General features: G+C 44.1%; 29 protein-coding genes and 1 pseudogene. 7 read left to right on the top strand and 23 right to left on the bottom strand.

What is annotated here, in order from left to right; all coding sequences use genetic code 11:
- The first annotated feature begins 1 nt into the window (after window position 1).
- Window positions 2-205 (top strand): TRAM domain-containing protein, encoded by a 204-nt coding sequence (locus MMAH_RS01245; protein ID WP_013036727.1) that lies wholly within the window; start codon window positions 2-4, stop codon window positions 203-205.
- A gap of 156 nt (window positions 206-361) precedes the next feature.
- Here MMAH_RS01245 and MMAH_RS01250 read toward each other — a convergent pair whose 3' ends face one another.
- The gene (locus MMAH_RS01250; RefSeq protein ID WP_013036728.1) at window positions 362-541 is read right to left on the bottom strand and encodes an MM0924 family protein; all 180 of its coding nucleotides are present in this window, start codon (window positions 539-541) and stop codon (window positions 362-364) included.
- Between the two features lie 289 nt (window positions 542-830).
- Between MMAH_RS01250 and MMAH_RS01255 the strand changes: the two genes are divergently transcribed.
- Complete coding sequence (locus MMAH_RS01255; protein WP_172632564.1) at window positions 831-1,769, top strand: phosphatase PAP2 family protein; 939 nt, start codon at window positions 831-833, stop codon at window positions 1,767-1,769.
- Between the two features lie 5 nt (window positions 1,770-1,774).
- Here MMAH_RS01255 and MMAH_RS01260 read toward each other — a convergent pair whose 3' ends face one another.
- The 3 genes and pseudogenes from MMAH_RS01260 to nikR all read right to left on the bottom strand — a co-directional run bounded on the left by MMAH_RS01260 (window position 1,775) and on the right by nikR (window position 4,501).
- A complete protein-coding gene (locus tag MMAH_RS01260) occupies window positions 1,775-2,803 on the bottom strand; it encodes a lysylphosphatidylglycerol synthase transmembrane domain-containing protein (RefSeq protein ID WP_013036730.1) in 1,029 nt (342 codons plus the stop codon).
- Between the two features lie 94 nt (window positions 2,804-2,897).
- On the bottom strand, window positions 2,898-4,034 hold the full coding sequence (locus MMAH_RS01265; protein ID WP_013036731.1) for a UDP-N-acetylglucosamine--N-acetylmuramyl-(pentapeptide) pyrophosphoryl-undecaprenol N-acetylglucosamine transferase: 1,137 nt from the start codon (window positions 4,032-4,034) through the stop codon (window positions 2,898-2,900).
- A 46-nt stretch (window positions 4,035-4,080) separates the two neighbouring features.
- Window positions 4,081-4,501 (bottom strand): annotated as a pseudogene (gene nikR, locus MMAH_RS01270) (nickel-responsive transcriptional regulator NikR).
- 136 nt (window positions 4,502-4,637) lie between these two features.
- Between nikR and purC the strand changes: the two are divergent.
- Window positions 4,638-5,369: a phosphoribosylaminoimidazolesuccinocarboxamide synthase gene (gene purC / locus MMAH_RS01275; protein WP_013036734.1), complete on the top strand. Its 732-nt coding sequence runs from the start codon at window positions 4,638-4,640 to the stop codon at window positions 5,367-5,369.
- A 158-nt stretch (window positions 5,370-5,527) separates the two neighbouring features.
- Here the strand turns inward: purC and MMAH_RS01280 are convergent, their stop codons facing one another.
- From MMAH_RS01280 to yciH, 3 genes are all read right to left on the bottom strand, one after another.
- Window positions 5,528-6,745 (bottom strand): Nre family DNA repair protein, encoded by a 1,218-nt coding sequence (locus tag MMAH_RS01280; RefSeq protein WP_013036735.1) that lies wholly within the window; start codon window positions 6,743-6,745, stop codon window positions 5,528-5,530.
- Entirely contained in the window at window positions 6,742-7,101 is a 360-nt protein-coding gene (locus MMAH_RS01285; RefSeq protein WP_013036736.1) for a transcriptional regulator, read from the bottom strand. Before MMAH_RS01285 ends, MMAH_RS01280 begins: the two co-directional genes overlap by 4 nt.
- A 176-nt stretch (window positions 7,102-7,277) precedes the next feature.
- Window positions 7,278-7,586 (bottom strand): stress response translation initiation inhibitor YciH, encoded by a 309-nt coding sequence (gene yciH, locus MMAH_RS01290; protein WP_013036737.1) that lies wholly within the window; start codon window positions 7,584-7,586, stop codon window positions 7,278-7,280.
- Window positions 7,587-7,663: 77 nt separating this feature from the next.
- Here yciH and MMAH_RS01295 point away from each other — a divergent pair, with 77 nt between their 5' ends.
- Window positions 7,664-8,023 (top strand): DUF192 domain-containing protein, encoded by a 360-nt coding sequence (locus MMAH_RS01295; RefSeq protein WP_013036738.1) that lies wholly within the window; start codon window positions 7,664-7,666, stop codon window positions 8,021-8,023.
- 61 nt (window positions 8,024-8,084) lie between these two features.
- Window positions 8,085-10,229, top strand: coding sequence for a phosphoribosylformylglycinamidine synthase subunit PurL (gene purL, locus MMAH_RS01300; RefSeq protein WP_013036739.1), 2,145 nt, complete (start codon window positions 8,085-8,087; stop codon window positions 10,227-10,229).
- Window positions 10,230-10,231: 2 nt separating this feature from the next.
- Here the strand turns inward: purL and MMAH_RS01305 are convergent, their stop codons facing one another.
- Together MMAH_RS01305 and MMAH_RS10420 are read right to left on the bottom strand one after the other, a co-directional pair.
- Window positions 10,232-11,410 (bottom strand): aminotransferase class V-fold PLP-dependent enzyme, encoded by a 1,179-nt coding sequence (locus tag MMAH_RS01305; RefSeq protein WP_013036740.1) that lies wholly within the window; start codon window positions 11,408-11,410, stop codon window positions 10,232-10,234.
- Between the two features lie 41 nt (window positions 11,411-11,451).
- The gene (locus MMAH_RS10420) at window positions 11,452-11,604 is read right to left on the bottom strand and encodes a hypothetical protein (protein ID WP_013036741.1); all 153 of its coding nucleotides are present in this window, start codon (window positions 11,602-11,604) and stop codon (window positions 11,452-11,454) included.
- Window positions 11,605-11,885: 281 nt separating this feature from the next.
- Between MMAH_RS10420 and MMAH_RS01310 the strand changes: the two genes are divergently transcribed.
- The gene (locus MMAH_RS01310) at window positions 11,886-13,166 is read left to right on the top strand and encodes a YcaO-related McrA-glycine thioamidation protein (RefSeq protein WP_013036742.1); all 1,281 of its coding nucleotides are present in this window, start codon (window positions 11,886-11,888) and stop codon (window positions 13,164-13,166) included.
- Window positions 13,163-13,810, top strand: coding sequence for a TfuA-related McrA-glycine thioamidation protein (locus tag MMAH_RS01315; RefSeq protein ID WP_013036743.1), 648 nt, complete (start codon window positions 13,163-13,165; stop codon window positions 13,808-13,810). Before MMAH_RS01310 ends, MMAH_RS01315 begins: the two co-directional genes overlap by 4 nt.
- Before the next feature lie 2 nt (window positions 13,811-13,812).
- On the opposite strand, the gene MMAH_RS01320 is transcribed toward MMAH_RS01315, so the two are convergent.
- From MMAH_RS01320 to pylB, 14 genes are all read right to left on the bottom strand, one after another.
- Entirely contained in the window at window positions 13,813-14,232 is a 420-nt protein-coding gene (locus MMAH_RS01320) for a metal-dependent transcriptional regulator (RefSeq protein ID WP_013036744.1), read from the bottom strand.
- A 46-nt stretch (window positions 14,233-14,278) separates the two neighbouring features.
- Window positions 14,279-15,574 (bottom strand): MgtC/SapB family protein, encoded by a 1,296-nt coding sequence (locus MMAH_RS01325; protein ID WP_013036745.1) that lies wholly within the window; start codon window positions 15,572-15,574, stop codon window positions 14,279-14,281.
- Window positions 15,575-15,611: 37 nt separating this feature from the next.
- Entirely contained in the window at window positions 15,612-15,896 is a 285-nt protein-coding gene (locus MMAH_RS01330) for a ferritin family protein (protein ID WP_013036746.1), read from the bottom strand.
- Between the two features lie 56 nt (window positions 15,897-15,952).
- Entirely contained in the window at window positions 15,953-16,609 is a 657-nt protein-coding gene (locus MMAH_RS01335; protein WP_013036747.1) for an MBL fold metallo-hydrolase, read from the bottom strand.
- A gap of 2 nt (window positions 16,610-16,611) precedes the next feature.
- Entirely contained in the window at window positions 16,612-17,184 is a 573-nt protein-coding gene (locus MMAH_RS01340; RefSeq protein ID WP_013036748.1) for a DUF1847 domain-containing protein, read from the bottom strand.
- Window positions 17,185-17,186: 2 nt separating this feature from the next.
- Window positions 17,187-18,044, bottom strand: coding sequence for an ATP-binding protein (locus MMAH_RS01345; protein WP_013036749.1), 858 nt, complete (start codon window positions 18,042-18,044; stop codon window positions 17,187-17,189).
- Window positions 18,041-18,865, bottom strand: a complete 825-nt coding sequence (locus MMAH_RS01350; RefSeq protein WP_013036750.1) for an ATP-binding protein — start codon at window positions 18,863-18,865, stop codon at window positions 18,041-18,043. The genes MMAH_RS01345 and MMAH_RS01350 overlap by 4 nt, the downstream gene beginning before the upstream one ends.
- Window positions 18,866-18,876: 11 nt before the next feature.
- The gene (locus MMAH_RS01355) at window positions 18,877-20,793 is read right to left on the bottom strand and encodes a Coenzyme F420 hydrogenase/dehydrogenase, beta subunit C-terminal domain (protein ID WP_013036751.1); all 1,917 of its coding nucleotides are present in this window, start codon (window positions 20,791-20,793) and stop codon (window positions 18,877-18,879) included.
- A gap of 9 nt (window positions 20,794-20,802) precedes the next feature.
- Window positions 20,803-21,168 carry a NifB/NifX family molybdenum-iron cluster-binding protein gene (locus MMAH_RS01360; RefSeq protein WP_013036752.1) on the bottom strand — a complete coding sequence of 122 codons (366 nt, stop codon included), beginning with the start codon at window positions 21,166-21,168 and terminating at the stop codon, window positions 20,803-20,805.
- Window positions 21,165-21,557 (bottom strand): NifB/NifX family molybdenum-iron cluster-binding protein, encoded by a 393-nt coding sequence (locus MMAH_RS01365; RefSeq protein ID WP_013036753.1) that lies wholly within the window; start codon window positions 21,555-21,557, stop codon window positions 21,165-21,167. Before MMAH_RS01365 ends, MMAH_RS01360 begins: the two co-directional genes overlap by 4 nt.
- 201 nt (window positions 21,558-21,758) lie before the next feature.
- The gene (gene mtbA, locus MMAH_RS01370; protein WP_013036754.1) at window positions 21,759-22,787 is read right to left on the bottom strand and encodes a methylcobamide:CoM methyltransferase MtbA; all 1,029 of its coding nucleotides are present in this window, start codon (window positions 22,785-22,787) and stop codon (window positions 21,759-21,761) included.
- 141 nt (window positions 22,788-22,928) lie between these two features.
- Window positions 22,929-23,708: a 3-methylornithyl-N6-L-lysine dehydrogenase PylD gene (gene pylD / locus MMAH_RS01375; protein ID WP_013036755.1), complete on the bottom strand. Its 780-nt coding sequence runs from the start codon at window positions 23,706-23,708 to the stop codon at window positions 22,929-22,931.
- A gap of 13 nt (window positions 23,709-23,721) precedes the next feature.
- Window positions 23,722-24,804, bottom strand: a complete 1,083-nt coding sequence (gene pylC / locus MMAH_RS01380; RefSeq protein WP_013036756.1) for a 3-methylornithine--L-lysine ligase PylC — start codon at window positions 24,802-24,804, stop codon at window positions 23,722-23,724.
- 1 nt (window position 24,805) lies between these two features.
- Window positions 24,806-25,858, bottom strand: coding sequence for a methylornithine synthase PylB (gene pylB, locus MMAH_RS01385; RefSeq protein WP_048902069.1), 1,053 nt, complete (start codon window positions 25,856-25,858; stop codon window positions 24,806-24,808).
- Between the last annotated feature and the right edge of the window lie 4 nt (window positions 25,859-25,862).

Below are 25,862 nucleotides of genomic sequence, written 5' to 3' on the forward strand. Positions count from 1 at the left end.
TTTGTTCGAACGTGTTGAATCAAGTGCTCCGGTAGAATCTGGAGAAACCTACGATGTTGTGATTGAAGATATTGCCAAGAAAGGCGACGGAATAGCTCGTATTGACGGGTTTGTCATTTTTGTGCCCGAAACAGAAGTGGGCGATGAACTTTCAATTAAAGTAACCAAAGTCCTTTCGAAATTCGCTTTTGGAGAAGTAGTCTGAAATTTCTATTTCACAAACCGACAGGCAACTGCCTGTCACCTATTTTTTACGTTGTTTTATTGAAGGGAATGTTTCAGGTTTTGTCTTTTTTGCAAATCAATAAGTTTGCATACTTAATTCCATAAAAAGAAATACAGGCTTGAGCCTGCTTGAATTTTATTTTTCTTCCCAGACAGCTATGATTTTGTCGATGGCTATATGGGTGTATTTATTATCTTTATTTATTGTCAGCACGCCGTCTGCGCATGCTTCCACGGTCCCCTTAAAAGTGTCGGGTCCGCCACAATAGATATCAAGTTCGGTTCCAAGATAATGTTCTACTATAAAAGATTGCATGAATTGACCTCCTTTTTAATAATTAACCTATGTTTTGAATGTTAATATTTTTTGCGGGCTTAAAGGGTAGTTCTTACCTAAATTGTTGATCGTCCTGCTCTTACTTGAAATATGGAGCTTACGGTCAGCTACCTAAAATATATATATAAGTCTTCGCATATTGAAAACCGGTAGGTCGGATATGTATTCTTTCATCCAGCTTTTGCTCTCTGAGATTATATCCAGTTTCAGCGGGCAATGGCTGTCTCAATATATGATGACAATTGTAATGATTCCATTATTATTTCTTATGGTTACTGCAGGGTATGTTCTTTTTGTGCCTGTCGAAAACAGGCGTCCTGAATTCAGCAGTATGAAAGGATTTTTTCATTTTGTGGTGGATGTTGTTATTTATGCCATTCCCATGCTAATTGTTTATGCACTTGTGCATATGCAAACAACTGCTGCCACATTACTTGGAGTTCCGGCAAACCAGAATTATGCCCACTATATCATGATCCTGGAAGGTGATGTAGTAAGCCTTATTCAGGAAATAGCAACTCCTCTGTTAACTTATGCAAGCGGGTTTTTTTACCTTTTAATGTTTCCTTTTTTATTGACATTCACATTTCTGCTGCTGGTTTACCTGCAAAGGCACAAAGCTGTTCAGGAATTTGTGGTGGCTTTCATTCTGATTTATCTGCTGGCATTTCCGTTCTACATATTATTCCCGGTTCATGTGACCGGTTATACTCTTTCAGGTGTCAGCCCGCTTCTCTATAATTTGAGTCCCTTCATAGCCGAAGGTGTGCGTATTGTGGATCCTGATCTCAATAATTGTTTCCCGAGTCTCCACACGGCTCTTTCGGTAATGGCTATGATAATGGTCCTGCATAATGTGAAATCACGCAGATATCAGGCTTTTGCCGTTATTACCACAGCAGCAATTCTTTTCACAATTCTCTATCTGGGGATACACTGGCTGAGTGACCTTGTAGGAGGTACATTGCTTGCTATTGTATGCTGTCTAATTGCTTTTCGCTACAGTGAGCATTTATTTTCCATCTATCGCTGGATTGTGGCCATGCTCTCCTGGAAATTAAAAGGTCCGGCACTGCCCTGCGTGGGGTGTAACAGGCGTATCAATTTTGATTCGGTTATGCAATGTGATTATTGCGGCACTGAATATAATATTAAAGGACGTGTGTTTTCATTGTTAAAACGCTTCAGAAAGCGTTTTTCTCCGTAACTATATTATTTTAGAAGTTCGTCGACTTCAACTGTGTCCTTGAGTATCTTGAAGCTCACAAACCCGCCGACAAGCAGATTCAGGTAGAATGTCAGTGCTCTCCATGCCACCACAACGATTCCCAGCACATAAGTGGGCACAAAAACGGAAAAAAGTGTGGTTGCCCCAATCTCCGCCACTCCGCTGGAACCTGGTGTTGCGGGTATGATTACCACGATCATCAGCAAAACCTGGGCTGCATAAACAATGATTGCCGAAGGATACTGGTTCAGGCCCATGAGGAGGACGGGCAACATGGAAAATTCAATGAACCAGAATGCAAATGTAAATAATATTCCTGCTAACAGCCCCCATCTTCCCTCTTTTAGAAAGACAAAGATACTGTAATGGAATTCTTCTAATTCAGTATCCACTTTTTCGGAGATTTTACAGAAGACGTGTTTTTTATCGTCTCCAAAGAGTCTGCTGCACTTATTTACTACCCACTGGAGAAATCTGCGTGTGTAATGGGGTTTCCAGATTGCATATAGAAGTATTGCAAGTATGAAAAATAAGAATAATTGACCAAACATAAGTAAACTGTCTAGTTTGCCGCCTCCTAGTACTTCTCCAAAGAGGGATAGTGCAAAGGGTGCGGCTGTCAATATTATTATAGCGTCCAGGACCCTTTCGCCAAGTACGACTGCAGTGGCACTTCCTACAGGCATTCGGTCTTTCTGTAAGAGGTGTATTCTCAGGGGCTCTCCTCCCACGGATGAAGGTGTCATAGATGCAAGAAAAGAACTTGAAGTAACGATTTCAAAAGATTTTTTTATACTGACATGATATCCCAATGCACCAGCCATCATTTTTGTTCGTATACTCCACATGACAAACCCCATCATATGGATACTTGCAGCGGCAAGGAGGTATAGTGGACGGATATTGTACAGGCTTTCTGTGGTCTTGGGGTCGATAGTGTAAATGAATACACCGACCATAGTTATGATACTGATAATGAAAGAAACAGCAAGCCATTTTGCGAACTTATTCATCCTGTGCACCTAATATTTTTTGCTGGATGCCATGCTGATAACGATTCTAATGAATCAGCATGCAGAGGCTATTCTCTAGATGTATATCAGACATTTATAATCTTTGGCATGCTATCTCTTCGAGTATCTTTCTCAGTTTTTCAGGTCCGTTCATTTCACCGGCAATTTTTTTCATTTGTTCGGTTTTATTCCGGTATTTGCCTTTTACAGCTTCTCTGACAGCTTCGAGTATTTCAGAAGACGAGGCTTTGTAATCCATCTGCTTTCCGCATCCTTTAGCTTCAAGTCCCTCTGCGTTATTTTGCTGTTCACTGTGTTCCCTGTCGGGGAATGACAACATTGGCACACCATAGGCAAGAGCCTCCATCATGGTTGTATGGCCGCCTGGAGCAATTGCCAGGTCGCAGCTTTTAAGGTAAGGAAACTGGTCGGGAATAAATGGTAGAAGTTCTGCATTATCAGGAAGGTGAGGTAGCTCTTCTCTGTCAAGACCCGGGCCGGAGAGTAACGTATAGTTTATAGTGCTGTCCATACTGGCAGCTTCGATTATTCTGCGAAAAATAGGTGCCCTGTAACCAAACCCTCCTATAAGGGAAAGTACATGAGGTCTGGGCAAATCCTGTGCTCTTACATCTTCATAATTTCTGGCAGGCAGAGGCCCTGTGTATTCCACTTTTGGAATCGTTTCATCCTCAAAATTGAGGTTTAGAGCACAGATTGTATTGGGTTGTGGATAATCGGGTATGATTGTCCTGTCCACGCGTTTGAAAATCCCGTTGTAGAACTTTTTTGCAACTATCCCCATACCCTGAAACAAATAATTTTCCTGAAAGAATATTTCCATATTGGATTGGTTTACCATCAATGCAACAGGTACCTTCCTTCTCAGGGCTGCTATAGTTCCAAGATAATAACTGTCCGAAAGAATTACATCCGGTTTCTCTTCATTAACAAGACTTTGAACATCGAAAAGGCCGGGTAACTGTCCCAACTTGATACTTTCCTTTATGGATTCCCCGAGGTTAAGAGAGCCCTTTTCTCCCACAAGACGAATTTCGGGAGGTATCTCTTTTACGTTCATACCATGTTCAGCCAGAAACTGTGCGGAATAGCCATAAGCACCACAGGTAACCTCATGTCCTGCCCTGGATAATTCCCTTCCCGCTGCAAGGCACCTGCCTGTATGACCAAGCCCTTCTCCGCAAACAAATATGAGTATCTTGAGTGACATATTTATTGTTCTTTTTTATTGATATATACTCAATTAATGTTATTCTTCACAATTTTTCCGCAGGTGGTGTTGTATTGAGTTTGACATACTTGACACCTTTCAGGGATATAAGATTTTCATCAAGTTTCTTTATACTCTCCCCGTCCCCGTCAAAGATTATGATTTCCATACAGTTTTCAGGGTCAAGATGGATGAATTGAAGTTTTAATTATATCTGTGTAACCATGTTGTGCATCTGCAATGGCATTGGACAAACCCCTTTTTGTGTGATCATAAATCAGGGTTATAGTGCCAACTCTTCTGCCACTGATATCGCCCATCCATTCATGATAATTTATATAGCTTCGAATAGCATCCCTTATTCCTTCAGACCGGGATGAGTAACCACGCTGTTCTATGATGGAATCAAATTTTTCCAGCAGGTTATTGGGGAGGGAAACTCCGATTCGCATAAGTTCTTGTTCCATGTTATCACCTTGATTTCAATAGTCTTACATATTAATAATATTTTGTGTTACTTTAGCTTACTATATATTATGCTATATGTAAACGGTGTGATAGATTTATATTGGATTTTGTGTATCTGTAAGGGGAGGAGATTGCATGATGTCTGATATTCAGATCAAAGATGAATTATACTCAGGAAAGGCCAAGACCATCTATACAACAAATGATCCGGAAGTATTTGTATCCCATTTCAGGGACAGTCTTACCGCTTTTGATGGCAAGAAGAAAAGTGAGGCTGAAAAAAAGGGTTATTACAATGCCCAGATATCTCGCAAATTGTTCGAGATGCTTGAGGATGAGGGTATAAATACCCATTATCTTGGGATGTTTGACGATGAACGGATGCTTGTGGAAAAAGTGGAGATCATTCCTATTGAGGTAATTCCGCGCAACATAGCTGCCGGTTCTATTACCCGTAAATATCCCTTCAATGAAGGGGACGAGTTCAAAGAACCCGTACTTGTGATGGACTATAAGAGCGATGAATATGGGGATCCCATGCTGAACGAGGATATAGCCATTGCCCTGGGGATAGCCACAAGTGAGGATATTGCAAAAATCCGTGAACTTGCCATGAATATCAATTCCATTCTCACAACTTATATGGAAAAACAGGGCCTTTTGCTCGTTGATTTCAAACTTGAGTTTGGTTGGGCAAACGGTGAAATTGTCCTTGCCGATGAGATATCCTGTGATACCTGTCGTTTCTGGGATGCAGGTACCCGTGAATCCCTGGACAAGGATGTATTCAGGTTTAACAAGGGTGATGTTTCCGGAACCTATGAAAAATTGGCACGCCGCCTTGTACCCGAAATATTTGAAAATTAAACTGTAAACATCATTGTTGGCAGGCTGTTGGATGCATGTTTTCAGTCCTGTCGTATATGTAAGCGGTTGTCTTCATCAAATCTGTCAGGTTTCAGGCGGCCGCTACATTCAATTTCTTTTTCTAAAAACATTTACTGATGTAGAATTGCTGTGAATGCTTATGGCAAAAAACGTGATAGCGTTGTTTGCTCCTTTACATAAGGCAGGAGTTTGGATTTATCTCTCCACTGGTAGAAGGGTGTATTGATGCGTGTCTTCATATTCATCAATGCCTCTTCCAGGGTTTCAAAAGAATACGGCTCTGTTGAAAGGGCATTACGTGCTGCTTCTCTGACTACCCATACACCCAGTGGTGCCCAGTAATCAGGAGTGATTTCCCTGATTGCAAATACTGCAGCCTGTTTTCTTATACTTTTAAGTTTTTCCAGGACCGGCAGACGGGCTGCATAATATCCTCCTGCCAGGGGGGAGTATCCTTTCTTCCCGGAGGTTCCTTCCATGTCCTGCCCGATCCAGGCTTTGTCTGCAGACCACACCGTACGTGCCATCCACAATTCCAGCAGTTCAAAAGAATAACTCCTGGGTATCAACAGTATTTCAAAATGGTTTCCAAGGCTCCCTCCGCTGTATAGTTGTATATCCTTTATTTCGGGGTAATCCAGTAAATCCTTTGTCAATTCTTTGCCCACCATATCATCTGTGGCGGTAATTGCCCAGCGTGTGGGGACAAGTTTTCTTTCCTGTCCGAGCAAACCGATGGAAAGAAGCCGGGTTATATGTTCACAGCCAATATTATGGCCATAAAGTTCCAGGGCAGCATCAGTGGCCTTTACATCGTTATCATAGGTCAGGTAGTCAACTTTATCGGGAACTTTTGGATTTTCTGAAATTTCAAAACGTTCCATTTTCCCGGCCGGTCCCATCGGTGTCAGTACACCATCGAATTTTTGGGCAGGTTTTAAGGGTTTGCTGAGCAGCACTTCTGTATCCACAGGTTTGCGTGAAAGTGCCATTTCCTGAGCTTTTTCTATCAGGCGACCTTTTTCAAATTGTTTTACTTTGACAGTAGTGTTAGCCCTTACCAGCTGACACCTTTTTTGTATGATATCGTCAATTCCCATGCCAAGTAGCGCATGAGGGTCCTCCAGTTTTGCAGCTTCATCGCTTTCCAGTAAAGGAGGTATCATGGGTCCGGCGCTTATCTCGGGATAGCCATACCTGCCAACAAATATAGCAGGAGGAGATGCTCCAAAAATCGTTTTTCCCCCTTGCTTTTGAGGGGAATATTTAGCGGTGGCCCTGAATTTTTCAAGTATGGGACACCGCGTTCTTCCACAAAGTCCCTTTCCTTTACATTCAATACACTGCGTTTTCAATCATCTTCACCGCACAGGATACAATATCCCACTTCTGGTGCATTCTTGTAAAGCCAGCCGGACTTCTGGACATGCTTGCATACTTCACACATACGTTTTACTTTTTGCTTGGGGGTTAAACCATCCGTTGCAAGGCAGAAGGCAAATTTACGGATTTCTTCATTTGTATTTTCGGAAAATCCGACTTCAGCTCCTCTTTTCTCACTTACGTACTGAGATACGGCGGCTCTTGACAGGCCCAGGAGGTTGGCCACCTGTTGCTGTGTGCACTTATGTTCATTCATAAGTTCACGCGCAAGTACGGCTCTTATGGCTGGCAATACCCTTTGCACCATTATTTCACAGGCAGGTTTCATTTAATGGTATCCTCGATGTTAGTTTTATTCAGATGACACTAAACCCTCTCTTTAATGCAGGATAAGGTGCTATATGTAACTTAAAAGACCGGCTCAAAAAAGATTTTGTGTTTCTTTCTTTTGCCGGGACAGATGTTTTTCGGATTTCTGCCATATAATTAGTCATTGAAAAAGTTTTAATTCTTGATCTGATCGGGAGAAAACCCTTTCTGGACCAGAACGTCTTTCATCCTTCCAAGATGATTGCCCTGCAACTCTACGGCATTGCCACGTACTGTACCACCGCAGGCGAATTTTGATTTGAGGTATGTTGAAAGTTCATGGAGGTCAATTTCATTGGCATCAAAACCTTCTACCACTGTAACTTCTTTTCCATACCTTCGCCTGTTTACCTTTACGGTTATTCTCTGTTGCTCCTTGGCCACTTCTTCGCAGATACACAATTCTTTTGGCAATCCGCAAACAGAGCACATTTCTGAACTCATCTTCTGGTTTTTCCTCCGAAAATTTAGTGTTATGTTGTCTGTATAATTTATATACAGACGAATAGAAGTTAAATGCGATGCTATTAAAAGTTAATGGTAAAATGATTGCAAGAGACGTTGAAATGGCCGATAATTTACTGAAAAGAACCAGGGGTCTGATGTTCAGGATGAATATCCTGCAAGATTATGCTATGTTTTTTTCTATAAACAAACCCTGCAGGTTTTCCATACATATGCTTTTTGTTCCCTTCTTCCTGGATGTTTTTTTCCTCGATTCGAATTATCGTATAACACAAATTGAATCACTTCGCCCGTGGCTGGGTTTTACCCGCGCAAAATATGCAACCCGGTATATGGTTGAAATGCCTGCTGGTTCTGTGGAGAAGTTTGGACTTGAGGTAGGGCAGAAGATGTCTCTGGAAAATACCCATTCATAAGAAATGTTTATTTACATGCCCTATTTATGGGTACATCATTCCAATTTAATGAGGTTCTCACATGCTACCTGAAGATGACCTGAAGATCATTGTAGAAAAGATGGGACGGCAGCCGAATGACGTGGAGCAGGGTTGTTTTCTCAATCTCTGGAGTGAACATTGCTCCTATCGCTCCAGTGCCCCCCTGCTTAAGAGTTTTACAACTACCGGTGACCGTGTAATCATAGGTCCTGGTGATGATGCTGCAATTGTGCGTTTTGGTGATGGCTGGGTACTTGCTCTGGGTATGGAAAGCCATAATCATCCGTCCTATGTCGATCCCTACAATGGTTCGGCTACAGGTGTGGGAGGTATTGTCCGTGATATTATCTCCATGGGTGCCCGTCCAATTGCCCTTATGGATCCTCTCTATTTTGGCCCCCTGAACACTCCTAAGAATCTGTATCTGTTTGAGCACATTATCGAAGGCATCGGAGGGTATGGTAACTGTATAGGTGTGCCGGTTGTAAGGGGTGAAGCATTTTTTGATGAAAGCTACAGTGGCAATCCTCTGGTTAATGTTGTATGTGTGGGGCTTGCCCGGGAAGACCAGCTTGTAACTGCCACTGCCCAAAAGGCAGGTAATAAGATCATACTTATTGGCTCCACTACCGGACGTGATGGTCTGGGGGGTGCCTCTTTTGCTTCCAGGGATCTGTCCGAAAGTGCCGAGGCAGAGGATCGGCCCAGCATCCAGATAGGCGACCCATTTACTGAAAAACTTCTTATTGAACTCTCTCTTGAAGCGGTTGCAGAAGGTGTCGTAAAATCCTGCCGTGACTTAGGAGCTGCCGGGCTTGCAGGCGCTTCCTCTGAAATGGCTTCCAAGGGTGATCTGGGTATTCATATAATTGCAGACAGGGTGGCCCAGAGAGAAGCAGGAATGAACGCTTTTGAGATTATGATAGCAGAATCCCAGGAGCGGATCCTTTTCGAGGTGGAACCTGAAAATGTGGACTATATGCTCCAACTTGCAGAAAAATATGATCTGAATGGGGCTGTCATCGGCGAATTGACCGAGAGACCTTATTTTACAGTTGACTTTGAAGGTAATACTGAAACGGATATTCCCATTCATCTATTAACCGAAGGTGCACCCACCTTTGAGCGTCCTTCAACGCCATTCACAGTTAAAAAAGATCCTGTGCCGGATGCAACAGGGGACCTGAAACAGGCAATTCTTGATGTACTTGCATCTCACAATGTGGCTTCAAAAGAATGGATATACCGCCAGTATGACCATGAGGTCCAGATACGGACCGTAGCCAAACCAGGAAGTGATTCTGCTATCCAGCGAATTGTCGGTGACAGGGGCATAGCTCTTTCATGTGGATGTAATCCCAGGCATACATATCTTGATCCTTACGAAGGAGGAAAGGGAACCCTTGCTGAAAATGCAATGAACCTTGCTGTAAAGGGTGGGCGTGGCCTGGCCCTGTTGGATTGCCTGAATTTCGGAAATCCTGAAAAGCCTGACATCTACTGGCAATTCAAGTACGCCATAAATGGACTGGCTGATGCGGCACGCGAGCTTTCCATTCCGGTGGTGGGGGGTAATGTTTCCCTGTACAACGAGAGCGAGGAGCACCAGACATCAATCCTGCCAACTCCTGCAATTGGTGTGGTGGGGGAAGTGGAGGATGTTTCCACTGTCCCATCTTCTCAATTTACAGGGACTGGTCAGTCTGTCATCCTTGTGGGAACCACAAAAGCAGAACTGGGTGGTTCGGAATACTATAATGTCAGGCGGACTCCAAATGCAGGGGATGTCCCTCAGGTGCCGGCTGATATGGTGGATATAGTTGAGTCCCTTATCACAACAATCAGGGAAGGTAAGGTTTCTGTGTCTCACGATATTTCACATGGCGGACTTGCAGCTGCTCTTTGTGAGATGTGCGGGAATGTGGGGTTAGAAGTGGATCTCTCTGAGATTGCCGGAGATATGTCCACAGAGGCTGTGCTCTTTTCCGAATCCCACGGTAGGGCTCTCCTTGCAACAGATGATCCACATGTAGTCTCTGCACAGCTTGGCAATATCCCTCACATTGTAGTCGGTACCACCGGAGGCGACAGTGTGAGGATTACAGTAAACACTGATCACATAGAAGTAGGTCTGGATGAGATAAAGGATGCTCGTGCTTCTCTCACCCGATTGATGATGGAATAAAATCAGGCCAGGGTGGTGATCTGCTCAACAGCTTCCACCAGGGCATCAACTTCTTCTTCGGTGTTATACAGGGCAAAGGATGCCCGCACCGTTCCTTCTATTTTCATGAAATCAATCCCTGGCATGGCACAGTGGTAACCGCTGCGCAGGCAAATCTGTCTTGTTTCATCCAGTATCATTGCCACATCATGTGGATTAAGCCCCAGGACATTGAAAGGTACAACTGCACCCCTGTCCGGAGGGCCGTATACTTCCACTCCTTCTATTTGTGCAAGTCGATATGCGGCATTTTGTGCAAGTCGTCTTTCATGTTTCTCGATGTCGCTGACACCTATTTCCTGAACATATTTCACAGCCCTGCCCAGTCCGATTCCTCCCGGAATGTTGGGTGTTCCCGCTTCAAACCTGGCAGGTGCTTCTTCCAGTTCGTAGCCGGTGGTGGTGACCGACCTTACCGCTCCTCCTCCTATAATGAGGGGCTTGATTAATTCCGGTTCTTTGATATATGTAACACCGGTTCCCTGGGGGCCCAGCAAGCCTTTATGCCCAGGGGTGGTGAAAAAATCACAATCCATCTGTTTGAGGTTCACCGGCATGTGCCCTGCTGATTGGGAACCGTCTATCAGGCAGAGGCTGCCGTGATCCCGGGCAAGTTTGCAGATGCCGTTCGCATCCTGTATAGAGCCGAAGGAATTGGATATGTGGGTAACCGCAACAAGGCGTGTGGAAGGGCGGATATGCTGCTCCAGGGCTTCCACGGACACATGGCCTTCATTGTCCGGTTCCACAATGGTAAGTTCAACTCCCCTTTCCCTGAGTTCCATCCATGGGAGCAGGTCTGAGTGATGTTCAATCAGTGTTGTTATTATGTGGTCGCCATCCTGCCATTCTATGCCCCGGGCTATCAGATTGAGGCCTTCGGTTGCGTTCTTGGTAAAAATGGTATTTTCTGCCGGACAGTTTAGCAAATCAGCTATTGTTTCCCTGGCATTTTCAAAATGATCAGTGGTCTGGCGGGCCAAGTGATGGGCTCCCCTTCCATGGTTTGCCGCATACTTGAAGAAATATTCTTCCATGGCCCTTACCGCCTGCACCGGGGTCTGGGTGGTGGCGGCATTGTCCAGATAGATGTTATCCTTTAATACGGGAAAATCTGCACGTATATTCTCTACATCATACATGCAGGCAAGTTATTGATAAAGAGTAAAATAGGTTTTGCAGATTATTTGGCCTGCATCCCGCCTACCATAAAGTGGTAGAGTTCCTTATCATCTTCATTGAGTTTGCCTTCTGTATGTCCTCCGACTACTGAATGGCATTTTCCCTTCTTGTCTTCACATCCTAGAATATCATGTTTTTTCATTATAGTTGTCATATAGTATAACCTCCTGTCTTCTTCAATTTCAATACTCTGCCGCCATACATGACCCCTCAGGCATCAGCAGCATATTAGAATATTAAACAACTTTATAGGTGTTCTTTCTATATATATTTGTTTGTTGATTGTTTTTGGCCGGGGTATGGAAATGAATTACATTGATGTACAATTCTCATTTTCCTTACATTTACTAATAAATTGTTTGTAATTGCAATGTAATTGCCCTTGCAATACCTTTTATCGTAAGGATTATTAGAGATGCAGGAGACTTCCCTTCCATGCCTATCATAGACATTGATCCTTATGTAAAGTATGCAGGAGACAGCCAGAGGGTGCTGGATGGTGAAGCAACCCTGGAAAAGGCCAGTGGAGGCCTGGACAAAATTGGTGTGACCCGTATTGCCAATATCACTGATCTTGATCGGCTGGGTATCCCTGTATTTTCAGGCATCCGGCCCACAGCTGCGGATGGTGCCATCTCCGTTTATTCCGGTAAAGGGGTCAACCCACAGCAGGCCCGTATATCCACGATAATGGAATGCTACGAACGCTGTCTTGCAGAACGCAACGGGGTGAATGCGGACATTGACGAAAATGTAGCTGCTGATGAATTCATGGCCACAATGGAAGAAGCTGGCGTCCATCATGACCTGATTCATCCTGAAGAATTCCTGATGCCACAACCCCTTGATTCTACTTCATTGATCGAATGGACAGAAGGCTTTGACCTGCTTTCAGGAAATGAGGTATACGTACCTTCTAATGCTGTTTATCATCCCTATGATGCTCCGGGGATGTCCGCCCATCTTTTCCGCAGCAATACCAATGGCCTTGCATCGGGTAATGTGATGGAAGAAGCCATCCTGCACGGATTGTTGGAAGTAATTGAAAGGGATGCTCTGAGTATGGCCGAATTCAACCGCAATCCAGGAATGGAACTTGTGCTAACTGAAGAAGACGGGCATGCCTATGAGATGCTAAAAGCCTTCAGGGACAGTGGTGTGGATATTCGTCTCTGGGTTTTGCTACATGACACCCCTGTCACAACAGTGGTCGCTGCTACGGATGATGTACAGCTGAAAGACCCAGCTCTGCTGGTCATGGGGGCGGGTTCTCATCTAAGGCCGGATATTGCTGTTATGCGTGCTATTACTGAGGCTGCACAGTCCCGTGTTGTCCAGATACACGGGGCACGTGAGGATACAACCCGGGAAGACTTGGTCCGCAAGATTGGTTATGAACGTATGAGAAGGATGAACGTTTACTGGTATGAGGAAGGTGTGGATAAGATATCCCTGGCAGATATGCAGGATATTTCCTCCCCGACACCTGCAGGAAACATCAATACCGTTCTGTCCCATCTGGAAAAGATTGCTCGCAATGCTGTTGTTGTGGATCTGAGTCGCAGTTCTATCAATATACCTGTAGTCAGGGTAATAATTCCCGGATTTGAGCAATACACTCTTGATCGTGAAAGGGTTGGTAAAAGGATACGGCTGGTAGGCAAAAGAAAAGGCCCTGAAAAAGAAAAACCCTGGAAACGCAGGCCAAAAGTATGAAAACAATAGTTTTTGCCGGCACCAGTATAGGCCTTGAAGAAGCAGGAAAACTCAGTGGTGCAACCGTCCACGGCCCAGTTAAGCGCGGGGATGTTACACAGGCTGTAAAACAGGGTTATGATTTGATTGGTATCATTGATGGTATTTTTTTCCACAGGGCTGCAGTTGGTCACAGGGAAATACTGGAAGCCCTGCGCAAAAATGTAACAATTGTTGGTGGATGTAGCATGGGAGCTTTGCGTGCATCCGAAATGGATCGCCACGGAATGATAGGTGTGGGTAAAATCTATGAATGGTATCGCGATGGTGTTATTGAAGATGATGATGAAGTGGCGGTCACCACAAACCCTGAGACCTATGAGTCCATTTCTGCTCCGCTTGTGAATATCCGGTGTACCTTCCTCTCTGCTATGGATGAGGGCATCATTTCGGCCGGTCAGGAGGCCTTCCTGCTGGATATTGCAAAAGCTACCCATTATTCTCTGAGGAGCTATTACGGCATAATAAAAAGTGCCCGGGACAAAGGAATGCTGGATGAGAAAACAGCAGCATTTTTACTTGATTTTTGTCGTGACAGGGAAGTCGATATCAAAAGAAAAGATGCCCTGGCGGTTCTTTCCAGAATAAAGGAGTTGAACATTTAACTTTATACGTCACAGTGGGGGTGCTCTATTTTGCCACACACTCCCATAGTCGGATGGCCCATGGTACTGCATATGGTATCGATAGCCTGAAGGGAAACAAAACTTTCAAAACGCTTCACCTCACTGCAGGCTTCTTCAGGTGAGAGGCCATAGTTTTTGAGCATAAGGCTCAATATCCTGTGTCTGCGAATCAGAAAAGCAGCATATTCTTTCCCTTTCTCTGTAAGTCTTACTCCACGATAAGGTACATGATTGACGTATCCCTCCTCTGCAAGTTCATTGATTGTTTTGGTTGTTGTAGAAGGGTCTACCTGAAGGTGGGCTGAAAGTTCATTGGTGCGTACATTTTCTTTTTTCTTATGAATATATTTGAGATATTCTATTTTACGTGGAGAAAGCTCAAGCCCTGTAATCTTTTCCATGGTGGGAGTTTAATTAAAAATATATTTAAGTCTTATGAGGTTTTGCTCAGAAGACAGGTTTAACATCTGCATATATCCATACAACAAGCCCGATAATTCCCACAATAGATAATATCATCAATGTCATACGGGCTCTTTTTTCAAGTTCCAATGCACCTGCAATCCGAATGTATGTGATTTTGTTGAGTGTGCTCACAATACCGGCAATGACTGCGGTTTCGCCAGCCAGCATGTACGAAATTTCTCCTTTTACTGCAAGGGATGCCATCGAAGCTGTCACTGCCGAACTGCTGGCGACACCTCCCAGTGCAGTTACATATGTGCCATACGTTCCTGCGTACTCGTTGGCAAAAGTTGCAAAGATCTGTAATACCAAAAAGATTGCTCCAAAACGCAGTGCAGGCTTGAGAGCAAAGGGGGAACCGATGTCAAGGGTTCCTTCCATTTTCTTAGATATATTCTTGTTTTTCCAGAAAATCCCTATTACTACCAGTATCATCAATAATTGCGGAGGTAACATATTCAGGGTGGTCTTGCCTGAATTATCTACAATCAGGGCAATTAACAGGTTACTGATGAACATGGAAAGGTTGGATAAAAGGATCCCGATGTAAAAAGCGTTTACAAACCCGGATTTTTCCTTTGCTATCGAAGCCAGGGCCGCAGTGGTGGCTTCACTGCTCACAAATCCTCCCAACAATCCAGAATAGGATATGCCTCCTCCTGCTCCGAAGCGTTTGAGGGAAATGTAGCTGATAAATCCAATAAACATCACGAGTACGACAATAAGGATTGTAGCTTTAAGATCCACAATGCCCCATAGTTCTTCAGCAGGTACCAGGGGATACAGGATGAAAGCCACGGCAAGGAACTGCAGGCTGTTCAGGATATCTTCATTGGAAAGATTCTGGGCAAAAGAATGGAGGGGGCGTTTTTCAATAGTCAGGAAAGTTATTGCAACTCCACCGGCAATAGCAAAAAGGTAATTACCGTTTGCTACCAGTATTCCCAGCAGAAAGGTGCAGAAGAGAGAAAGAGCACTTGTCATGCCCAGCTTGCCCCGCATAGTGTAGGTACGGTATATCAGGGCAATACTGCATGCTATTATCAAAACGGCCGCGGCAACTATAATATCATTACCGATTGTTTTTCCTGCAATTGTTGCCAGCATGCCTGTGACAGCAGCAAGGGCATATGTACGCACACCTGCAAAAACCGGATGTTCTGCTCTTCTATGTTCTCTTTCTATCCCGATGATTATACCTATCATCAGGGATAGGATGAGTTTTTGCAGAAAATTAAATAAAAAAGGATCAAGCCCGATGGTGGGTACAATTTCCATCACTCCACCCCCGGATTGTTAAAGTCCTTAAGCTCCTTTATTTGAGAATCTCTTCTTCAACTTCTTTCCTGCCTGCTTCCAGTTCATCCCCCTGCTCATCATCGTATTCAAGCAGCATGGTCTGGAATTCTCCTACGTGGGTCTTCTCTTCCTTTGCGATGTCCAATAGCACTGCCCGGATCTCCTCGCTGGAAGCAAGTTCGGCCATCTGTTCATAGAGGTTGATAGCATCAAGTTCGGCTATAATGCCAGCCCTTAAGATCTCCTTATCTATGTTCTCATCCTCTACAGCATCAAGGTCAATTGGTATCTTTGATAACATACGTATCCTCCGATTAAACATTATAGAAATCTTAGAATATAGTTCTTGCTGTATTGTCATATGTCTACGGAGTATCCTGCATAAATGTATGCAAAATTTGCCGGATATTTGCGTCTGATCTCATCCTGGTGGGATGTGCAGTGTCCGGCTGCTATGTATGAAAGTTGGCCCAATTTGGCCATGTCATTGAAATCGTGTAGGCCTCCGAGTACACCTGTGACATGACCCATTTTGGCAGCGCTGTCAATTATTCCCCCTAATCCCGGATGGGCACATCCGGTTATAATGTATAATTCATCTTCAGATTGCAGTATAAGGGATTGTTCCTTTATGCTGCTTCCCAGCTGACCGGTGGTAAAAACCCCCTTGCAGAGCTGCCGGGATCTTGTGACTTCGATAAGATGGGCACGTCTGGCTATCTCCTTTTTGAGATTTGGGGAGAATGCCTGGGGTACATAAACTTCCAGGGAAGCTGAATTATGTAATATTGCAGACAGCCCTCCTATATGGTCCCAGTGCTGGTGGGAGAGGATAAGTATGTCTATGTCTGAGGGTTTAATTCCCACTTTTTTTAGGTTTTCCAGTAGTGCGGGCCCGTTCCAACCCGTATCAAAAAGAAGCGTAGTGTCTTCCTGTTGAATCAGACAGGCAAATCCCCATCCTGCATGAAAACCTTCAGCTGCATTATTATCATAAACAACCGAAAGTTGCATATTCAATCCTCCAGATTGAATTTTTTGCGCAGGTAATAGCCGGAATAGATTGCACCTGCGGGATTGTGTGCAAGCACCCTGTCCTTGACAATCAGGGTGGTTACCGGGGCTTCACTGTTGCGGGTAAATATAATGTCATGGCCCATGCAGAGGCCAACGATGATATTGAGCTCGGTTTGTTTTTCGGCAAGTAAGAAGGCCTGTCCCTTCGGATTACAGGTAACTTCGAATTTTTCGGGATGTATCTTTTCAAGTTCATATCTTTCCTTCGGGATACCACAGACCTTGCAGCAGGTGGAATAAACCTCGAAATCCTTATTCAGGATTCGGGTGATAGTTGCTGCTTCATTGGCCAGTCCGATACAAAAAGCAATTCCCAGTTTCTGGTAACCCATTTTTTTGGCAAAAAGGATGAGTTCTTCCAGCCGGGTTTTTTGCATATAATATTGCCCTTCGATAGCAGCTGCAACCTGCATACAGTCGAGGTCTTCACCGGTATATTCGATATCTTTTGCAACTCCACTGCAATCTTTCCCGTTGCGACATTCCTTATTCTGGCAGGCTGCACATTTCATGATTACATCTCTTCTTTTACTCTTTCCCATACTTCTACGACACATTTTGCAAAAGAATTGTCGGTATATTCCACAATTGTTTTTCCCTTCACCATTGCCTCGGTGGGTGTTGTATCATAGGGGATTTCACCTGCAATTTTAATCCCTTTCTGTGTGCAGAATTTTTCTATTTCTCTTCTTTTTCTGTCGTTTATATCGGATTTGTTTATGCAAACAAGAGATGGTATATCGAAATGTTCTGCCACTTCTATCACTCTTTTAAGATCATGTATTCCGGCTACGGTGGGTTCGGTGACTACAAGGGCAATGTCCACGCCTGTAAGGGCTGCAATTACCGAACAACCGGTACCCGGTGGTCCGTCTATGATTATTGTGTCACAATTGTTTTTTGTAGATACCTCTTCGGCAATTTCCCGGACAAGTGTGACAAGTTTTCCTCCTGCTTCTTCCCCTATCCCGAGTTTGGCATGTACGAGTGGTCCGAAACGGGTTTTTGATTCATAGGCTTCCCCGCATTTATTATATTCCATTGTCACTGCGTCGGCAGGGCAGACATACTCACAGACGCCGCAACCCTCACATATGTACGGATCGATTTCGAAACCTTCCTTTATTGCCCCGAACCTGCAATGATCAACACATATCCCGCATCCTGTACACAGTTCGGGGTGTATGATTGCGGTAGGTAATGCGGTAAAATCATGGGTTTTTATTATTTCAGGTTGCAGCAGCAGATGCATGTTGGCAGCATCGACATCACAGTCTGCAATAGTGGCATTTTCTGCAAGAGCTGCAAAGGAAGAAGTGAGGGTGGTTTTGCCGGTACCTCCTTTGCCACTGATTACTGTGAGTTGTTTCATCTAACGCCCTCCTTTATAGTTTCAAACATCTGCAGGAATTTTTCTTTCCATTGTGGCATTGTCTCAACAAAAGGTATGCCCTCTGAATAAGCTTCAGCTATTCTGCGGTCATAGGGAATTTTCATTATGACAGGTAGGCCTGTTTGCTGGCAGTATTCTTCAACCCCCCCGTAGCCTACTCCTGCACGGTTGATTATCACTCCCGCAGGAATTCTCATTTCCCGGACAACCTCCGCTGCCAGTTTCAGGTCATTGAGTCCAAAAGGTGTAGGTTCGGTAACAAGGATGCAATAGTCAGTATCTTCAACGGTTGTGATCATCGGGCATGCTGTGCCAGGGGGGGCATCCATTATTACTGTATTTTCACCCGCACAGGCCTTGAGTTCTTTTATCAGGGGTGATGCCATTGCTTCCCCTATATTCAAAATTCCCGTGTAGAACTGTCCTGAAAGGGATCGCTCTATGTCCCCTATGTTCCTTCCTGTTTCACTGATGGCATCATGGGGACAGACGAGACTACAGCCTCCACAACCGTGACAGAGATCGGGAAATACCATCACTTTTTGTGGCAGTGCTGCAAGTGCATTATAATTGCAAAAATCAGCACATTTGCCGCAATGATCGCATTTTTGCTCATCGATTACAGGAACTGGGATTGTAACTTCTTTTACTTTTTCAAGTTCGTTGTGTAAAAACAGATTGGAATTTGGCTCCTCCACATCACAGTCAAGGAAGCTGGTTTTTGGAACGGAAAGGAAGAAATTAACAGCAACTGTTGTTTTTCCAGTTCCTCCTTTGCCGCTTGCAACAGTTATTTTCATAGTTATTCACTTCAGTTTTCCATGATTTCTTTGATAAGAGTTCCCTGGCCTATTTTGTCCATAATATTCCCCAATCTTTCTTTACCGGGGTTTGTGCGGTATTTTATGAATGCTCTAGCTATATCATTGATCGTCTCTATGATTTCTTCCTCGTCACAGAATGATTTGATTAATACTCCCTCTGTAGGACGGCGTGCACCATTACCTCCTATCCATAAAGAGTAACCGCGTTTATCTTCCAGGGCAGCTTCATGGGGACATCCTCTGACACACCATCCACAATTTCCACAAAGATCCCGGTTTATAACTGCTTTTCCTCCTTCTATGGATATAGCATTAAATTTACATAGTTCGGTACATCTTCCACAGCCAGTGCACTTTGTTTCATCAATGACAGGCATGAGCTGGCCCATTATACCTATGTCATGGTCTCTTACGCGGACACAACTATTTGGACAGCCTGCGACACCTACTTTCATTTTATGTGGCGTCAATTTCTGGGCAAAATGCATTGTAAGTTTGTTGGCAAGTTCTTTTGTACTCACCAGGCCTTCGGGGCAATAATCCATTCCCGGGCATGCTGTAGCATATCCCATTCCGATTGTCTTCAATCCCGCGTCGTATACCTCTGCCATAAGATCATCAATGTTTCTTCCAGGCACACCTTGGATCTCGATACTTTTCCTTGCAGTCATTTCCAGTGTACCGTCACCATATTTTTCGGCAAGTTCTGCAACTTTTCCCAGATATTCGTGTGTGGTAATCCCTGAATCGGTTTTTATTTTGACAAAGTTGGTTCCATTTATTTCTGGCCTTACACCCGGATAGTCACGAACCCAGTAGTAGCTGACTTTTTTTTCTGAATCGAGACGTTTGTCAAGTTCATGACGGAACTTTCTGATTTTGAATTGTGCCAGTTCTTTTGTCATTTCAATATCTACTTCATTTGATATCTCAATATAACCCGCTTCATTTGCATCATTAAGCAATTTCAATCCTTTGGCATTGCGGGCTATCAATGTAGTCCACCCCTTTGAAGAACCGGAGCTTCCTGCAGAAATATCAGCGACCTTTGATACTGCGTCCCTGCAAATCTTACAGCCATCCCAAACACAATCCTGAAGGTCCTTCAGGGAGATTTCAATATTTTTCTCATCCGTGGTTATAATCATTTCATCAAGTTGAATGGAATATTTTTTAATATCGTTAAGTTTGATTCCCTGTTTTTCCAGGAAATCGGATAACTTGTGATAATTGAAATTTTCCATGCAAAAGAGGCCAATTACATATTCAATTTTAGGAGTATTGGCACTTTCCCCATCCATTCCTTTTTCGACAGGGTGCACGTTAAGGCCATTGAAATATTGCATTCTACGGACGCCATAGGTCTGACATGGAGTTCCTACGACTGCTACTTTGTTGAAATTATCTTTTTGATCCCTTAGGGCGGATAATACAGGCACTGTTGAATATTTGGCTCCCTGGGATGAAGTTATATCTTCCCTTTCTCCAATTATGTTTGCTGCAGGTTTGGCAAAACCGGCTGTTGTTATGGCTCCGTCTATGAGCCCATTATCAATACAGTATGCAATAAGGGAAGAGACGGCTCCTCCGTCCTGTCCTTTTTTGATGAGATCCTCATCTGTTGCTCTTGCAGACACTATTTTTTCGTATTGACCCAACAAGCTGGGGGGTTTTGCCTTAAAATCAAAAGCATTAAGTGCAATCCGGGAAGCATCGGTCATTACCCGTTGGCATACATCTTTGCATGCTCCTTCTCCATTCCTGTAGCACTCGTCTTTAAGGTGCGGTCCGTTTTCATCAAAACGTATAAGGTCATATGGACAAATAGCAGCACATGCACCACAAAGGGTACACATGCCTGTATCTACAATATTATCTTTTAAGAACCATTTTTTATCTGCCATATGATCACATCAGTGTTCGTGATCATGGCCACTGCAGGAGTTGTTTGCACCAGCTTGCTCGAGCCTGTCATTTTTCCAGGCTTCTATGGCATCATTTACTTTTCCCTGTGCCCCCACGAAAACTTTGATGCTGAACTGGTCGAACATCTGAACGGCTTTCCATCCCAGGCCTCCACAGAGCATGGTTTCAACTCCTACATTTGCGAGTAATTCGGGAGGTAATCCAACACCGCCCATATGCTCACTGGTATTCTCCAGAACATCCACCTTTCCAGTTTCACTGTCGTATATTGTGTAATAAGGGACTTTGCCAAAGTGCTGGCCTACGGGTGAATCTATTCCACTATTCTCGGTTGCCGGTATACATACTTTCATTTTTTTCCTCCTCTTCCCTGTCCGCGACCCATACCTGCATGTGCTTTGGCAGTTGGACCTGATACTTTTCCCAGAGTTCCGTTATTATACTGTTCAATTGCTTCTTTTACTGATACGCCAGAAGTGGTTACGACTTCTATCCCTGCTGTGGAAAGGACTTCGTAGGCATTAGGTCCCACATTGCCAGTGATCAAAACATCTGCCTTCATTTTTGCGACTTCCTGGGCAGCCTGTATGCCTGCACCACCTGTAGCGCCTGCTGCAGGGTTCCCTACTGCTTCAAATTCTCCGTTCTCAGTGTCGGCAATTATGAAGTAAGGAGTTCTGCCAAAACGAGTTTCGATCTCTGAGTCCGATGTATTATTTTTGGAAGTTATACAGATTTTCATGATTTTTCCCTCTCAATATACTATATTAATCACATGAGAGAGGAAATACTTATAGTTTTCTCATAAAGGTATTATATAAAATCTCTTATGCTACATTCACGTTATCTGTGTTATTTAAAGAGAATATCAGAAAAATGCTGCAGTAAAGGTAGTTACTTTTGGAAAACAAATTGGGATAAAAAAGAGAGAAAAAGACTGGACTTAGTATGTCCAGTTCTTTGCTGCTTCGATCATTGCCTGAAGGTTCTGGGTTGGAGTCTTGCTCACAATACCGCAACCCGGTGCGAGAAGCTGTACTCCTGCATCGAGAACGTTCTTGGATTCTTCCTTGACGCCTTCGACATTGTCTTCGCCCTGGTTCCAGAGGACACTTACAGGGTCGAGGTTACCTAAGATGAGGGCCTTGTCCACATTTTCAACTGCTGCTGCAGGGTCGACATTCTGGTCTACACTGATTGCGTCTACACCGCAGGTTTCCATGATCGCAAGTCCGTTTGTTGTGTCTCCGCAGATGTGGAGAATGGATGGTATGCCCTTCTCATGGAGTGCTTCAACAATCTTCTGGTGGAATGGAACTACGAAAGTCTTGTAGAAATCAGCACCAATAAGCTGGTAGCTGGCTGTTGGATCAATGATTGCAAATGTGTCGGCACCGTTCTCGACCTGTTTGAGGGCGTACTGGGTGCAGAACTCAGTGGTGAATTCCATGAGTTTGAGACCAAATTCCTGGTCGGTCATGATGTTCATGAACCAGGAGTCACCGTTAAGGTGCTGTGCGAGGGAGAAGGGTCCGATCATGCTGCCGATGATTGGAAGTTCGTCGCCGTATTTGTCTGAGAGGATCTTGACTGCCTCACATACGTTTCCGATCCTGCCGTCTTCGATGTTGTACCCTTCGAATTGTTCGAGATCTTCGGCCTTGCTGACAACGTGGCTGATTACGGATGGCTGCTGTTCCTTGGTACTTGGCTTGATTCCGCATCCGAAAAATTCTGCTTCTGCTGTGATGTCGAAAGGAACACGCACTGCTTCAAATCCTACAACAGTGTGTCCTGCTTCTGCCAGTGCTGCCATTTTTACAGGGTCTTCATGAGCTTCTGGCCAGTAAGCACCTACTGCATCCATCTGTTCTACTGTTCCTGTCTGGGTGGCACAGATAGCAGGCATCCTGTCTACTTCTTTACCTTCAAATACGCGTGCTAATCTCTCTTTGGGTGTATATTCAACCATAACCTTTACTCCTTAAAACTTATTTCTATTCTAAAAGGTAATCTGGCTACGCATTTAGCATATATATATCTTTTCATGTTGAATTTTCCATTAAAAAAACGCTATCAATATACCTGTTTTTGTCTTGGGGCTCTCTTTGCCTTACATAACAGCATAAATCATTGAAGCCACGCCAATCATCAGAGGTTCCATTACCAGATCGATTTCGTTCTTTTTCCCGATGTCTTCAGGTAAACCACAGGGGATTCCAGGTGTGGATACGAGGCATCTTTCTGCCACCATGCCTTCTGAGATCGTGTTGGGGTTTGGTGTAGCCTCCAGGACCATGGAAAACTTGTGTTTTTCTTCGGGGTCATAGGGTATGATGCCCAGTTCCTTGCGCGCTTTTTCCAGAGTTTCCCGATTTGGGTCATAGGCATACACATCGAAATCCTTTTTTACAAGATGTTGTGCCCCTGCATAACCCACTCTTCCCAGGCCGATTACAAGTATATCCTTCGAATCGGCATATTTGTAACGGGAGGCAATCTCCGCGTAAACCACACCGGTGCATACATGATTGGTTGCAATTTTGCCGTTTCTCATATTATGCGCAATAAAAATGTGGTCATCTGCCATCAATATTATATCGGCATCACTGGAAACAGCTTCATAGTACCCGGTAACATCGGGATGCTCGGTTATATCACCATCAAGACCGAAATATTCGGTTATCGTAAGCAGGGATGACGAAAAATTGCTAATGATCCCATTGCCGGAAGTTATAGGCACAATCCCTACTTTTTCTCCGTCAAGAGTGGTGCTGTATATTTGTTTGCATATGTCAGCAATGTCCATTCCGGTTGCTTTTTTGATAGTATTGTTATTGTACTCAAGCTGTTTTGTAAGTCCTTCCAGATCTTGTGGTGTAAGTAGTGCCATATTTATCCTCCTTTTACTGCTTCATATCGGATTTGATGAGTTGAATTGCTTTTTTTCTTTTGTAACACATCTCATGCCGGGTAGCGCCAGTGCATATCAGGGTATAGGTTTGTCTTTTTCCCCTGCATTTGAATATTTCCAACCCGTTTGATTCATGGAATAGCCGGTAGTCATCACCGTCTGAAAGAACATGTTCCCCAACAGGGATAAGTTTCCCATCGACTGCCATCAGGTGCTCATAGTTACATTGTTTACCAACAGGAAGAGGTTTGTTATCCTTTATTTTTCCTGCAAAACTTCCCATTAGCCATTCGAGCAGGTTTACACCACCACTGTGATATACTACGGTAGGTGTCTGGCTGGGAAAACGTGCATCAATCTCAATAACCCGGATTCCTTCGGGGGAGAGTATTGCTTCCACATCCATGATTCCTTTAAGGTATAGATTGCTGGCCAGCAGATGTGTGATCTCCCTGAAAATTGGGTCAGTCTCCATCGGGGTGACCCGATGGCAATCATGTTCCTGGTCAATATGTACCTGTGTCTGCTGACCGATCATGAAATTGTTCCCGTCTCCCACCACTTCCAGTGAAACTACTGGTCCGGGTACATATTCTTCAATGACCATCGAATCATCAATGTTTGCCAGTTCACTGTCGTTGTCAATTATGCGTGCCCCCTTACTGCTGCTCATGCAGGGGGGTTTCACAAAATAAGGAGGATTTTGGGGTTTTTCCGAAGGAATGGGTATATCTATCGATTTGAAATATTCCTTTGAACGTTTTTTGTCCATGCTGGTATCATAAGCGGTAAAATCGAAAAGAAGGGGGCAATGTAGTTCTGGTTCTATTTTTTTCAAAAAGAGAAGGGTGTCAAGGTTTTCATTTGTCGGGATTATAGCATCTGAGTGGCGGGATAATTCTATGAGCCTTTCCGGCCTTTCTGTAATATCAAAGCAAAAATGTTCATCCACACAATTATGTATCAGTGGCTTGTTTTTCCTGTCGACCAGATGTACCCGAATCCCGGATTTTCTGGCAAGATAAGCCACTTCGAAGCCCTGCAGTTTGCCCCCAATCAGACATATCGTTTTCATTCTACCTTCCCAGTATCTGATTGAAATCTTCCTGCTTTGCCGGCTCCATTCCCATACTTTGAAGTCTCTCTACAACACTCCATGCATCACGATTGCGTTCTGTCAGTTCTCTGTCATAGTTAACCACACCTTCCAGGGTGGAACCGGAAGGAATGATGGATGTCACAACGTTTGCTCCTGCATCCAGCCGGTAAACCATACCCTCCATGCCTTCAAGGTCAAGGGAAGCAGGGATCAGCCTGTCCGGGAACATGAGTCTTAGAATCGATATGATTTTTAGTTCTGATTTGCTGCTTCCGGGTTCTCGGCTTGCCAGAGGTGTGCCTTCCTGAGGTACAAATGTCATTACACGTACCATATTGGGATTTGATTTACGCAGGCCTTTGAGGGATATAAGAGTTGATTCGGCTTCAGGTTCGATTTCGGTAAGGATTCCGTCCTCTACACAGTAACCAATTTCTTTTGCATCCTGGCGGCAGTTTATTCTCTGGTCGTATACCTGGCCAACCCTGAGCTTGTTGTATAATTCCTGATCATAAGTTTCCTGGTACAGTGCCAGGAAATCGGCCCCGTTATCATACATCTGCTTTAGGGTATCTTTTCTCACAACTCCCGGGGAGATCATGATCGGAAGGCCCAGTTTGTCCTTAACTTTCCGCACAGCACTGACCAGTTTTTCAGGATGATCGTGATAGTAAGGATCTTCACCCATTGTCAGATCTACCATGTGGATAGGATCATTTTCAAGCGCCTCACAGACCTTTTCGATCTCATCGGGTGTGAGCCTGTAGCGGTGGATCTTGTTCTTACAGTTATAATAGCAAAATGAACACTGATTTTTGCAGTATGTTGAAAAATACACAAAACTGTACAGAAATACCTTGTTCCCAAAAAAGTTATCACGGACCATGCGTGCCACATGGAACAGCTTCTGCATCTCTTCTTCATCCTCTATGGCCAGCAGGTCTCTTATCTCCTGGTCTTGGAGCTGGTATCCTTTATTTATTGAGGATGCAAATTTATCCAGCTGTTCATTGTCCATGTTTTCAAACAAATTA

This window comes from Methanohalophilus mahii DSM 5219 (assembly GCF_000025865.1).
GTDB classification, from domain to species: Archaea; Halobacteriota; Methanosarcinia; order Methanosarcinales; family Methanosarcinaceae; genus Methanohalophilus; species Methanohalophilus mahii.